This window comes from Rhodococcus artemisiae (assembly GCF_036327795.1).
In the GTDB taxonomy this organism is placed as follows: domain Bacteria; phylum Actinomycetota; class Actinomycetes; order Mycobacteriales; family Mycobacteriaceae; genus Rhodococcus; species Rhodococcus artemisiae.
On record NZ_JAUTXY010000007.1, the window covers coordinates 86,409 to 98,862 of the forward strand.

Sequence of the window (12,454 nt, forward strand, 5' to 3'; positions counted from 1 at the left end):
CCCGAGCTCCGGGCGGCGGGAACGGCGATGGCCTACGAGGCGGCTCAGGCGAGGTGGCGGGCCGTCAACGCTCCGCACTTGGTCACTCTGGTGTAGGCCGGGGTCGGTATTCCATCAAGAAACGCCCCTCGAACGTCCCGTCGAAATGACCTCGGAACCGTCACCAGATGCCCCAGCGCCCGAGGTTGCCTGACGAACTCAAATCCACAGGTATTGGACAATCGCTTTCTACTGGGGAATCCATCGCTCGTGAAGGGCACCGGAAATGTCGAGCACCCATGCGAACTCGAATGCGACCTCGCGCCACTTCTCGTACCTGCCTGACACGCCGCCGTGACCGGCACTCATCTCGGTCTTGAGCAGCAACGGCGAATCGCCCGTCTTCGTCGCGCGCAACTTCGCGACCCACTTGGCGGGTTCGACGTACAGCACACGGGTGTCGTTGATGCTCGTGATGGCGAGGATCGCCGGATAGTCCTTCGCCTCGACGTTCTCGTAGGGGCTGTACGAGCGCATGTACTCGTACACCTCCGGGTTCGCGAGGGGATTACCCCACTCGTCCCACTCGATCACCGTCAGCGGCAGCGACGGGTCGAGGATCGAGGTGAGGGGGTCGACGAACGGCACGTTGGCGAGGACGCCCGTGAACAGCTCCGGTGCCATGTTCGCGACCGCGCCCATGAGCAGTCCACCCGCGCTGCCACCGTCGGCAACGAGCCGACCGGGGCTCGTCACGCCGGTGTCGACGAGGTGCCGCGCGCACGCGACGAAGTCGGTGAAGGTGTTCCTCTTCGTGAGCGACTTGCCGTTCTCGTACCAGTGCCGGCCCATCTCGCCACCACCGCGCACATGCGCGACCGCGAACACCATGCCGCGGTCGAGCAACGACAGTCGCGCGACCGAGAAACCCGGGTCGATGCTGGCCTCGTACGAGCCGTACCCGTACAGCAGGGTCGGGGCGTTCGCAGGTGTGCCCTTCTTCGCGACTATCGAGACCGGGATCTTCGTGCCGTCGTCGGCCGTCGCCCACTCACGTCGCTGCTCGTAGCGCGACGGATCGAAGTCGCCGAGCACAGGCTGCGACTTGCGCAGCAACAGCGCGCCGGTGCCCACGACGTACTCGTAGACGCGGGTCGGGGTGATGAACGAGGTGAACCCGAGTCGCAGCACGGGCTGCTTCCACTCGGGATTGCCGCCCGGTCCGACGGCGAACAGTTCTTCGTCGAATTCGAGTTCGTGGAGGTCGCCGTATCCGTCGTCGGTGAGCGGCCACACCGCGAGCCGGGTGAGCGCCTCGCGTCGGTAGCTCAGCACGAGGTGCCCTTCGAACGCCTCGACATCTTCGAGGCGGACGTCCTTGCGGTGTTCGATCAGGGTGCGCAGCGCCGACGGATCATCGACGGGAGCTTCCGCAAGGACGAAGTTCTCCGCCTTCTCGCCGGTGTCCGGGTCGGCATCGTTGTGCAACACCAGGAACCGGTCCTGGCCTCCGACCACGGCGTGCTCGGCGCCGTATTCGACACCTTCGCGCCGAGGCAACAGAACGCGGAACGCACCTGTGGGATTGTCGGATTCGAGAACCCATCCTTCGGTGGTGATCTTCGATCCCACCCAGATCATCAGGTACTTCTCGCTGCGCGTGGCACCGATCGACACCCAGTACCGCTCGTCGGGCTCGTGGAAGACCTTCACATCGTCGTCGACGGCGGTGCCGAGCCGGTGCCGCCACACGGTGTCGGGGCGCCAGGATTCGTCGACCGTCTGATAGAAGATGTGACTGTGGTCGAGCGCCCACGTGGCACCGGGAGCGGTGCCGGGGATTTCGTCGGCGAGGAGTTCACCGGTGGTGAGGTCCTTGAACTTCAGCGTGTACCGTTCGTCGCCCACCACGTCGGTCGAGTACGCGAGCAGCGTGCCGTCGTGGCTGAGTGAGAAAGCACCGACGGAGAAGAAGTCGTGCCCCTCGGACTCGACGTTGCCGTCGAGCAGCACCTGCTCGCCGGGCAGTTCGGTGCCCGCCGTGACCTCCGGCGGAGTCCAGTCGTCCGGGTCGGTGATCGGGCACCGGCACTGGATTCCGTATTGCTTGTCCTCGACCGTGCGGGCGTAGTACCACCACTCGCCCATGCGGGTGGGGACCGACATATCGGTCTCCTGAGTCCGGGACTTGATCTCATCGAAGATCGACTCCCGCACCGGTGCCAGATGCGCGGTCTGCGCCTCGGTGTACGCGTTCTCGGCTTCGAGATACGCGATCACCTCCGGGTTGTCCTTGTCGCGCAGCCACTCGTAGTCGTCGACGAACGTGTGGCCGTGATGGATGCGCTCTCGGGGAACCTTCGTGGCAACGGGCGGGGTCGGGGAGGTCATCGTGGTCAGCCGATCCAATCGTCGAAGGACAGTCCGGAAATGCGTTCGTAGGCTTCGATGTAGCGCGCACGGGTCTTGTCGACGATGTGCTGCGGCAACGCCGGGGGCGGGGTGTCGGTCGCACGATCCCAGCCGGATTCGGCGCTGGTCAGCCAGTTGCGGACGATCTGCTTGTCGAAGCTCGGCTGCACCTTGCCTTCTTCGTATTCGGCCAGATCCCAATAGCGCGACGAATCGGGGGTGAGCACCTCGTCGGCCAGCACGAGATTGCCGGCCTTGTCGAGACCGAATTCGAACTTGGTATCGGCGAGCATGATGCCGCGCTCGTACGCGTAGATCGAGGCACGGTCGTAGATGTCGAGGGTGTCCTGACGCAGCTGCATCGCCAGGTTCAGCCCGATCTTCTCTGCGACCTGCTCGAAGCTGACGTTCTCGTCGTGATCACCGAGTGCGGCCTTCGTCGCGGGCGTGAAGATCGGCTCGGGAAGCCTGGATGCCTCCACCAGTCCCTCCGGCAGTTGCACGCCGCACACCGAGCCGGTGGCCTGGTAGTCGGCGAGACCGGACCCAGTGAGGTAACCGCGGGCCACACATTCCACCGGCACCATCTCGAGGCGCTTGACGATCAGCGCGCGTCCGAGGACCTCGGCGGGAATCCGCTCGTCGTCGGGTTCACCGGCGAGGTGGTTGTTCGCGTCGAGAAGGTCGAAGAAGAACACGCTCATCGCGGTGAGGACCCGCCCCTTGTCGGGGATCGAGGTCTCCAGGACGTGGTCGTAGGCCGAGATCCGGTCGCTGGCCACGAGCAGCAGGTGCTCGTCGTCGACGATGTAGAGGTCGCGGACCTTGCCGCCTGCCAGGTGTGAGTAGGACTCGAGTGAAGGACGCACGGTGACACCCTAGTGGTCCACACCGACGCGTACCGCACGCCGTGGCGGATATCCCATCGACCACAATCGACGGAAGAGGCCACGAAGATCGCTCCCCCGGACGACGACGCGGCAGAACCAACGGGAGGTGTGAGGGCCGTGTCGGACCGCGTGGACGTCGGCTTCCGGTCGGAGCGAGGACCGATCCTGATCGCCCTGATGCTCGCGACCGCGCTGGTGGCGCTCGAAAGTACGATCCTGGCAACCGCGATACCGACAATCGTCGGTGACCTCGGCGGATTCACCCAGTTCCCCTGGCTGTTCTCGAGCTATCTGCTCACTCAGGCCGTCCTCGTGCCCGTGTACGGAAAGCTGTCCGACATATTCGGGCGCACGCCGGTCCTGCTGTTCGGTATCGGCGTATTCGCAGCGGGTTCGGTGCTGTGCGCGATGGCGTGGAGCATGCCTGCGCTGATCGCCTTCCGCGCCCTGCAGGGGATCCGGGCGGGCGCGGTGCTACCGATGGCGCAGACCATCGCGGGCGACATCTACACGGTGGCGGAGCGTGCGAAGGCCCAGGGTTACCTGGCCGGTGTGTGGGGCATGTCGTCGATCGTGGGACCCACGGTCGGTGGTGTGTTCTCGGCTTTCCTGTCGTGGCGGTGGATCTTCTGGTTGACTACTCCCCGCCCTGAAAGACGGGGACTCTCGGACTCACATCCGAGAGTTCCTGTTTCACCGGCGAATGCGGACGGGAAAACCCGTGCCGTCTGACATCGCCTCCACAGGCGTTTCGTGTCTCCGCCAGCCCGGCGGCGACAAGGATGTTCTTCGCGGCATTGACGTCCCGATCATGCCGGGTACCGCAGTCGGGGCACGACCAGCGGCGCGACCCGAGGGAGAGTGTGGCGAGCAGATGCCCGCACGCACTGCACGTCTTCGAGCTGGGAAACCAGCGGTCGATCACCACCAACCGGCGACCGGCCCGCTCGGCCTTGTACTCGAGCATCGACCGGAACTCACCCCACCCGCATTCGCTGATCGACTTCGCCAACCGGCGGTTGCGGACCATATTGCGCGGGGCCAGGTCTTCGACGGCAATCGTGTCGAACCGCGCCACGAGATCCGTGCTGGTCTTGTGGAGGAAGTCACGTCGGGCATCGCGGACACGGGAGTGCGTGCGTGCCACCCTCGAACGTTGCTTGGCGCGGTTGTTCGAGCCCTTCTGCATCCGCGCCAGGCGCCTCTGGTGGCGGCGCAGGCCACGTTCGTGCCGGGCCATGTGCCTCGGATTCCCGATCTTCTCCCCGGTCGAGAAGACCGCGAAGTCCTTGATTCCGAGGTCGACGCCGACCGACTCGCCAGTATCCGGAAGCGGAGCGGGATCGGACGTGTCGACGGCGAATGTCACGAACCACCGCCCGTCCGCCTCGCGGGAGACGATCACCATCGTCGGGTCGAGCCTGGCAAGGTCGATGCCGGGCCAGGACCACGCCACCTTCATCGGCGCGGTGGTCTTCGCCAGCCACAATCCGTCCGGTTCGATGCGGAACGCCGAGCGGGTGTAATGCGCGGACTGGCGAGAATGCCGGTTCTTGAACCGTGGGTACTCGGCGGTGCCCTTGAAGAACGACTGGAACGCGGTGTGCTGGTGGCGCAGCGTCTGCTGCAGCGGCACCGAGGACACCTCGCCGAGGAACGCCAGTTCCTCGGTTTTCTTCCACTCGGACAGTGCGGCGTCGGTGTCCTTGTACGAGGTCGATTTCTGTTCGGTGGTGTACCGGCGTTGCCGGTCGGCGACGGTCTTGTTCCACACGACGCGCACGCAGCCGAACGTGCGACGCAGCAGCGCCGACTGTTCGGGGTCCGGGTAGGCCCGGACCTTGTACGCGGTCCTCATCTGCCCATGACAACAGAAGGGTCCGACATGTCGAACGCCATTCCTGCCCGCCGTGAACGGCGGGGCATCCTGGCGAGGTCCCGGCGAACGTGCTCCTCCGCGCAATTGCGGCGTGGGTACTCGTGCGCAGTTCCACGAGTCGAAGCCCGGCGGTCCGCGACGCCCCATCGATTGGACGGGCGCATCGACCATGGCCGTGGGTGCGGCACTCCTGATCCTCGGGCTGCTCGAGGGCGGGCAGGCGTGGGCGTGGACGTCGAATACGAGCATCGCGATCTTCGCAGCGGGCGTGGTGCTGCTCGTCCTGTTCGTGTGGATCGAGACCCGCTTAGCCGAACCGATCCTGCCGGTCTGGGTGCTGACTCGCAGAGTCCTGATCACCACCAGCGCGGTCTCGTGCCTGGTCGGTGCTGTGGTGTTGGGCCTGACGTCGTACGTGCCGTCGTTCGTGCAGGGCTCGCTGGGCACGACCGCGCTGGTCGCTGGATTCACATTGGCGGCGATGACGCTCGGCTGGCCGGTAGCCGCGTCCCAGTCGGGACGCTTGTACCTGCGCCTCGGGTTCCGCACCACCGGCCTCATCGGTGCGGTCCCCCTTCTGACCGGCACGGCCCTCCTGACGCAGACCGGACCGGATTCGACGCCGTGGCAGGTCGCGGGGTGCTGTGTCGTCATCGGCCTGGGCATGGGCCTGATCGCGAGTCCGTCGCTCATCGCCGCCCAGTCCAGCGTGGAATGGTCGGAACGTGGCGTCGTGACCGGAGCGAACGCATTCGCCCGTTCGATCGGCAGTGCTGTGGGCGTGGCCGTGTTCGGTGCGCTCGCGAACGCCGCACTGACTCGCTCCGGTGTGGTCGACGGGGCCACCCCGGACGCCGGACAACTCGCGTCGTCCGTCGCCCCTGTGTTCACAGCCGTTCTGGTGTGCGCGCTCGTGCTCTCGGCCTGCGTCGCCCTGATACCGAACAGGCCGGGCCAGGAACGCCGACGCAGCTGAAAGCTGACCCGGCCGAATCGGATCAGGTTCCCCTGGCGTGCTGGGGACGATGACGAATCAGGACGAGCACGAACCGCGGCGACAGGTGCGCCGAACCCCATTCGAGACAACTCCGCGACCGTGTCGTGATCGTAACGGAACCGCTTGTTTCGTTCTGCCGCACGATGGGGCACCATCTCTCCGGTGAGGACCAGACGCGGCGACAACAGATCCACCGACGACATCACGTACATCCCCCTCGGCTCGTCCGGCCAGGCGTCGAACGAACTGCGGAATGCCACGGCGATGCAGGACACGACCGACTACGAATCACTGCGCGCGGCAATGGACGCAGAGTATTACTGGCGCGGCGTGAAGGAGACGTTCCAGATCGCGGATGATTCGTTCACCACGGTTTCGAGGGAGACACGCGATCGCCTCGACATCTCCGCGGCCGTGATGGCGCGCGCATCCCACTGGGTCAGCACGATCGAACTGGCCGCCGAGGGAGCGCACCTGTACGGAGCTCTCGTGGCCTACACGCAGGGTGTCGGCGACAGCTACTCGGCGATCGAGTCGTGGGCACGCACCACCAAGAACGCTCTGCGCCCCTGATCCGTGAACAGTCGTTCGGGCACGCAGACGGCCCCCGGGATCGGGGGCCGTCGGGGCATGTGGGGCCGCAGGTTCGCACCCGCAGCGAGGTTTTACTGCTGCGACTGGTTGGCGGGTAGCTTCTCGAGCGCTGCATCGATGGAATCGAGCGCGAGGAGCGCGGTTTCGTAGGTTGCAGCGTTGGCGTGCTCTACGGCGACGAGGTTACCGGCCTTCACTGCGGGCAGTTCCTTCCACAATGGTGAATCGAACAGTTCCTGCAGTTCCGGGGTGACGGAGCCATCCGCTTCGACGCCGTAGACGATCACATCGACGTCTCCGAGATTCTCCGGCAGCTGCTCATACGAGAGATACTCTCCGTGGGCGTCCTCGGGGTCGACCGGCTCGCCGGGGAAGGTGAAGCCGAGGTCTCCGAGCAGATTCGTGGTGTAGGACGACCCGTATTCGCGCATGTACTCGCCAGGGTTCGTGCCGCACTCGCTGCACACACCCGCAAACGTCAGGTCACCGAGTGTGCCGGCGTACTTGTCTGCGAGTTCCGCAGCGCGCGCGTCGTACTCGTCCTTGAACTCTCCGTAGGTGCCGCTGACGTTCGCGGCATCGGCGAACCGCTCACCGAGTTCACGCCATTCGCTCGGGATGGTGGGGCCGAGGAACACCACCGGCGCAAGCGCTTCCAGCGAGGCCATGTCGAGCTGCTCCTGGGCCATCGCGGGCACACCCATGATGATGAGGTCGGGCTCGGCCATGGTGATGGCCTCGTAGTTGATGTCGGCGACCGACATGTCGGGAGCGACCTTCGGCAGCGCCTCGTATGCGGCGAGGGTCTCGTCGTTCATGTTCTCGGTCTCGCGCGTCCACTCGCACACTGCAGCGAGGTTGGCCTCCGCCTGGATCAGAGGGAGCACCGCGTAGCCGCAGGCGACGATTCGCTGTGGGTCGGCCGGGATCTCGATGGAACCGTTCTGCGCCTCGAACGTGCGCGTCTCCGACGAAGCAGCGGTGTCGGTATCGCCATCGGCACTATCGCTGTCGCTCGAGCATCCCACCAGCCCGACGGCCAACAAGGCCGCCGCGCCGAGCACTGCGGCGCTGCGCGCCCGGCTCCGTTCCAGAACCCGCATCGTGTTTCTCCCACATGTTCTTACGCCGCGGCGCATTGCCCCGGTCACGATTGGTTAGGCTAACCGAAAGGATCGACCAGGCCAAGCGCCCTATTCATCCTGTTTCGTCCGAAATTTTTCGGGGCTCCGATCCACGCCGGGGCGCGACGCGCCTCGAAGCGCTCGCAAAGGTAAGGCTAACCGTATATCTTCGTCACCGGTCGTGCGCAGCCGCCGTGGCCGATCAGCCGTAACCGAAAGGCGTGAGCATGCAAGCACCGGTCGCCGTCGCAACCGCAACCGACCGGGCCGGACGGATCGCACCACCTTCGTTCGTGCTGTCCCGCCCTCACGGCACCGTGCTCGCCCACGGTGTTCACACCCGCTTCGACTCCGCCGCCGACGCCGCGTCCGCACTGCGCACCGGACGGGTCCGCACCGTGGCCGGGGCTCTGCCCTTCGCCCCCGACCACCCGGCAGCGCTCACCGCGCCCGAGGTTCTCGAGCACACCCCCACCGCATTCACGACAGAAACGCCTGCGCTACCGACGATCCGGATCTCCGGAGTCATGCCTGCCGAGGGTGAACACGTCGACCGCGTGACCACGGCACTGGGCCTGCTCCGTGCCGACGACAACACTCTGGAGAAAGTCGTCCTCGCCCGAGCCCTCACTCTCGAGGCCGAGAGCCGCATCGATCCCGAGGTACTTCTTGCCGCTCTGGTGTCCCACGACACCGTCGGCAACGGTTTCTCCGTCGATCTCAGCGCGGCCGGCGCGCAGTGGTTCGGACGTCACCTGGTGGGGGCAAGCCCCGAGGTACTCATCCGCCGCCGTGGCGACCTCGTCACCGCTCACCCGCTCGCCGGTTCCGCACCCCGGAGTTCGGACCCCGAACTCGACCGCGCCACCGCCGAGGAACTGCGCGCATCCGCCAAGAACCTGGGTGAACACACCCACGTGGTCGATTCCCTGCGGGCATCGCTCGAGCCGCTGTGCTCGGAACTGGATATTCCTGAACACCCTTCCCTCACCAATACTCGGCAGCTATGGCATCTGGGAACGCCGGTGTCGGGCATACTTCGTGATCCGTCGGTGACCGCCCTCGACCTGGCACTTGCCGTCCATCCGACACCCGCGATCTGCGGTACCCCCACCGAATCCGCCCGCGATCTGATCAACGAACTCGAAGGAGACCGCGGTTTCTACGCGGGCGCACTCGGCTGGTGCGACGAGAACGGCGACGGCGAATGGATGGTCACCATCCGCTGCGCGATCCTCGAACCCGACGGCACGACACTCACCGCCCATGCGGGCGGAGGCATCGTCGCCGACTCCGATCCGTTCGACGAATTGGCCGAGACCACAGTGAAATTCGGGACCGTCCTCGATGCGCTCGGAGTTCGGCGATGACCGCGCCGGTCACTCTCGTCGTCGGCGCAGCCCAGGGCATCGGGCGGGCAACCGCCCTGACACTCGCAGCCTCGGGGCATCGCGTCGTCCTCGCCGATCGCGATCTCGACGGAGTGCACGAGACGGCGGCATTGCTGGAGAACCCTGCTCCCTCATACCAACTCGACATTCGCGACCGCGACGCCGTGGACACCGTGATCGCCGACATCGAACGCATCCACGGCCCGATCGAGGGCCTCGCCCACGTCGCCGGCGTGTTCTCCGTCGCCTCGATCCTCGACTGCGATCCGGACGAATGGCAACGCATCCACGACATCAACGTCACCGGACTCGTCTCGGTCCTGCGGGCTGTCGGACGCGCCATGCGCGACCGCGGGTCCGGATCTATCGTGGTGGTCGGCTCGAATTCTGCGGGCGTGCCCCGCATGGGTATGGGAGCCTACGGGTCGTCGAAGGCGGCCGCGACGATGCTCGTGCGGATCCTCGGCCTCGAACTCGCGCAATACGGGATCCGCGCCAACATCGTCGCGCCCGGTTCCACCGACACCGCAATGCAGCGGACGCTGTGGGCCGACCCCGACGACGCTGACGGAGCACGTGGCGCCATCACGGGCGATCTCGCGCAGTTCAAGGTCGGTATCCCGCTGGGACGCATCGCAGAACCGGTCGACATCGCCGAGTCGATCGAGTTCCTGCTCTCCCCGCGTGCACGGCACATCACCATGCAGACCCTGTACGTCGACGGTGGCGCCACGCTCAGAGCGTGATCTGCCCCGGACGTTCTCCTCACGCGGCGACGGGTTGCTCGACACGCGCGGCGAGCGAGGCGTATCGGCCACCGAGCGCGACGAGCGCGTCGTGTGATCCGCGTTCGGCGATCCTGCCATGGTCGAGGACGACGATCTCGTCGGCATCGCGGACCGTCGAGAGCCGATGCGCGATGGTGATGGTCGTACGTCCGTGTCGCGCGGTGTCGATCGCCTGCTGCACCAGACGTTCGGTTTCGTTGTCGAGCGCGCTGGTCGCTTCGTCGAGCACGAGAATCCGCGGATCGCGGAGCAGGGTGCGGGCGATGGCGAGGCGCTGCTTCTCACCACCGGAGAAGCGGTGACCGCGTGCTCCGACGACGGTGTCGTAGCCGTCGGGCAGCGTCACGATCAGGTCGTGGATGCGCGCGGCGCGGGCGGCGTCCTCGATCTCCGTGTCGGTCGCGTCGGACTTCGCGTAGCGCAGGTTCTCACGCACGGTCGCGTGGAGGAGATAGGTCTCCTGCGAGACCACACCGACCAGCGCGGCGACATCGGCGAGCGTCATGTCGCGCAAGTTCACGCCGTCGATCGTGACGTTTCCCGACGCCGGGTCGTACAAGCGCGCGACGAGCGACCCGAGTGTGGTCTTGCCGGATCCGGTCTCGCCGACCAGCGCGACCTGCGAGCCTGCCGGAACGTCGAGGGTGATGTCGTCGAGCGCGAGGCGGTGCGCGTCGTCGTACCGGAAGTCGACGTTCTCGAATCGCACTGCACCCGAAACCCGATCACGGTCGATACGGACCGGCTTCTCCGGGTCGCCGATCTCGACGGCGAGATCGAGGTATTCGAAGATGCGGCTGAACAGCGCGAGCGAACTGGTGATGGAGATACCGACGTCCAGCAGGCTCATCAGCGGCCGGAACAGCGTCGCCTGCAGGCCGGTGAAAGCGACAAGGGTGCCTATCGTCATGCCACCGGACGTCGCCGGTAGCCCGGCCACGAGGTAGAGCACCGCGGGGATCGCGGAGAAGACGATGTTCATGGTGGCCATGCGCCAGCGTCCGGACAGTTGCGCGTGCAACTCGAGTTCCGCGAGCTCGTCGGAGGTCTGCGCGAACTTGCCGGACAGGGCGGGCCCGGTGCCGAGTGTCTTGACGAGCAGGACACCGCTGACGGACAGACCCTCTTCGATCTGCGTCTGCATGTCGGCCATGCGGCGCTGCTGACGCGCGGTGATCACGCGTCGCATCATTGCGACACGGCGAGTGAGCCAGATGGCGGGCGGCAGCACGATCAGCGACAGCAATGCGAGCCGCCAGCTGAGGATGGTCATCGCCACGGCGGTACCGACCACGGTGGTCACGTTGGCGGCGACGGACGTGGCGGTGGAGGTCACCACCGACTGCATTCCGCCGATGTCGTTGGTGAGCCGCGATTGGATCTCACCGCCGCGAGTCCGCGTGAAGAAGCTCAGCGATTGCCGTTGCAGGTGGGAGAACACACGCGTGCGCAGGTCGTGCATGATCCGCTGCCCGACGGTCGTGGAGATCCAGGTCTGGGCGACACCGAGCAGCGAGCTGGCCACGGTGACGGCCAGCATGCCACCCACCGTCCAGAGCAGCAGTGCGACGTTCTGGTGTGGGATCGCGTCGTCGATGACGGCGCGGACGAGGAATGGGTTCGCGAGCGAGATGACCGACGACGCGACGATGAGGGCGACGACGACGGCGATCTGCCAGCGGTAGGGAGCGAACAGGGCGCCGATGCGCCGCAGGCTGACGGGTGATTCCTTCAGCTGTTCGATGTCTTTGGGGTCGACCTTGGATCCGCGGGCTCTGCCGCCGCCCTGGCCTGGTGGGGGCTGCATCATGTGCGCACCACCTCGATTCATGATTCGTTCGTACTTAGTGAGGTTGCCTCATTAAGAGGCAACAGTCAACTGAGGTATGGTGAACGTCATGTCGGTCTCCCCCGCCACTCTCCGCGACCTCCTCATGACAACCACCCGTACGCTGCGAAAACGGTGGCACGAGAGGATCCGCCCCTGGGAGCTGTCCCCGCACGAACACCGGGCACTGAGGGTGATCGGTGGCGCCGATGAACCAGTGCGCCTGGGCGTCGTCGCGAAATCACTGCATATCGTGCCGCGATCGGTGACAGAGGTCGTCGACCGGCTCGAGTCCCGCGGCCTGACCGAGCGACTGCCCGACCCCGCCGATCGGCGCGCGGTGTGTGTGCAGCTCACGTCCGACGGGCGGCGCCTGCTGACCGAGCTCGACGCCGCGCGCGACGCCGACGCGGCCGAGGTCTTCGCCCGACTCGATGCTGCCGAACGCACTGAGCTCGCCCGCCTGCTCCTCAAGCTCACCGGCGATGACGGCAGCGGAGCGAACGTCGGAAAATCCGTTGCCCAGGCGAACGAGTGCCCGTAACGTCGGCGGACGTCCCACTCATCCCAGA

Annotated in this window: 9 protein-coding genes and 2 pseudogenes; 6 read left to right on the forward strand and 5 right to left on the reverse strand. The window is 66.1% G+C overall.

The features are described 5' to 3' along the window. Positions 1-228: 228 nt before the first annotated feature. Positions 229-2,370, reverse strand: a complete 2,142-nt coding sequence (locus Q7514_RS16265; protein ID WP_330134319.1) for a S9 family peptidase — start codon at positions 2,368-2,370, stop codon at positions 229-231. 5 nt (positions 2,371-2,375) lie between these two features. Next, on the reverse strand, positions 2,376-3,260 hold the full coding sequence (locus Q7514_RS16270) for a phosphoribosylaminoimidazolesuccinocarboxamide synthase (RefSeq protein ID WP_330134320.1): 885 nt from the start codon (positions 3,258-3,260) through the stop codon (positions 2,376-2,378). Between the two features lie 129 nt (positions 3,261-3,389). On the opposite strand from Q7514_RS16270, the pseudogene Q7514_RS16275 reads away from it, so the two are divergent. Continuing rightward, a pseudogene (locus Q7514_RS16275) lies at positions 3,390-3,926 on the forward strand (MFS transporter); the annotation flags it as partial. Here the strand turns inward: Q7514_RS16275 and Q7514_RS16280 are convergent. Further along, positions 3,919-5,139, reverse strand: coding sequence for an RNA-guided endonuclease InsQ/TnpB family protein (locus Q7514_RS16280; protein WP_330134321.1), 1,221 nt, complete (start codon positions 5,137-5,139; stop codon positions 3,919-3,921). The pseudogene Q7514_RS16275 and the gene Q7514_RS16280 overlap by 8 nt on opposite strands. A gap of 86 nt (positions 5,140-5,225) precedes the next feature. Between Q7514_RS16280 and Q7514_RS16285 the strand changes: the two are divergent. Beyond that, a pseudogene (locus Q7514_RS16285) lies at positions 5,226-6,136 on the forward strand (MFS transporter); the annotation flags it as partial. A 183-nt stretch (positions 6,137-6,319) separates the two neighbouring features. Next, positions 6,320-6,730 (forward strand): hypothetical protein, encoded by a 411-nt coding sequence (locus tag Q7514_RS16290; protein WP_330134322.1) that lies wholly within the window; start codon positions 6,320-6,322, stop codon positions 6,728-6,730. Between the two features lie 92 nt (positions 6,731-6,822). On the opposite strand, the gene Q7514_RS16295 is transcribed toward Q7514_RS16290, so the two are convergent. Beyond that, complete coding sequence (locus tag Q7514_RS16295; protein ID WP_330134323.1) at positions 6,823-7,854, reverse strand: ABC transporter substrate-binding protein; 1,032 nt, start codon at positions 7,852-7,854, stop codon at positions 6,823-6,825. Between the two features lie 248 nt (positions 7,855-8,102). On the opposite strand from Q7514_RS16295, the gene Q7514_RS16300 reads away from it, so the two are divergent. Together Q7514_RS16300 and Q7514_RS16305 are read left to right on the forward strand one after the other, a co-directional pair. After that, positions 8,103-9,245, forward strand: a complete 1,143-nt coding sequence (locus Q7514_RS16300) for an isochorismate synthase (protein WP_330134524.1) — start codon at positions 8,103-8,105, stop codon at positions 9,243-9,245. Continuing rightward, the gene (locus Q7514_RS16305) at positions 9,242-10,012 is read left to right on the forward strand and encodes an SDR family oxidoreductase (protein WP_330134324.1); all 771 of its coding nucleotides are present in this window, start codon (positions 9,242-9,244) and stop codon (positions 10,010-10,012) included. The genes Q7514_RS16300 and Q7514_RS16305 overlap by 4 nt, the downstream gene beginning before the upstream one ends. 19 nt (positions 10,013-10,031) lie before the next feature. On the opposite strand, the gene Q7514_RS16310 is transcribed toward Q7514_RS16305, so the two are convergent. After that, entirely contained in the window at positions 10,032-11,864 is a 1,833-nt protein-coding gene (locus Q7514_RS16310) for an ABC transporter ATP-binding protein (RefSeq protein WP_330134325.1), read from the reverse strand. 76 nt (positions 11,865-11,940) lie between these two features. On the opposite strand from Q7514_RS16310, the gene Q7514_RS16315 reads away from it, so the two are divergent. Next, a complete protein-coding gene (locus tag Q7514_RS16315) occupies positions 11,941-12,426 on the forward strand; it encodes a MarR family winged helix-turn-helix transcriptional regulator (protein ID WP_330134326.1) in 486 nt (161 codons plus the stop codon). Positions 12,427-12,454: the final 28 nt, after the last annotated feature.

Bases quoted from the DNA above. Each gene is read 5' to 3' on its own strand.
- Q7514_RS16300 (WP_330134524.1), top strand. From the start codon at position 8,103: ATGCAAGCACCGGTCGCCGTCGCAACCGCAACCGACCGGGCCGGACGG.
- Q7514_RS16295 (WP_330134323.1), bottom strand. From the start codon at position 7,854: ATGCGGGTTCTGGAACGGAGCCGGGCGCGCAGCGCCGCAGTGCTCGGC.
- Q7514_RS16280 (WP_330134321.1), bottom strand. From the start codon at position 5,139: ATGAGGACCGCGTACAAGGTCCGGGCCTACCCGGACCCCGAACAGTCG.
- Q7514_RS16305 (WP_330134324.1), top strand. From the start codon at position 9,242: ATGACCGCGCCGGTCACTCTCGTCGTCGGCGCAGCCCAGGGCATCGGG.
- Q7514_RS16315 (WP_330134326.1), top strand. From the start codon at position 11,941: ATGGTGAACGTCATGTCGGTCTCCCCCGCCACTCTCCGCGACCTCCTC.
- Q7514_RS16310 (WP_330134325.1), bottom strand. From the start codon at position 11,864: ATGATGCAGCCCCCACCAGGCCAGGGCGGCGGCAGAGCCCGCGGATCC.
- Q7514_RS16265 (WP_330134319.1), bottom strand. From the start codon at position 2,370: ATGACCTCCCCGACCCCGCCCGTTGCCACGAAGGTTCCCCGAGAGCGC.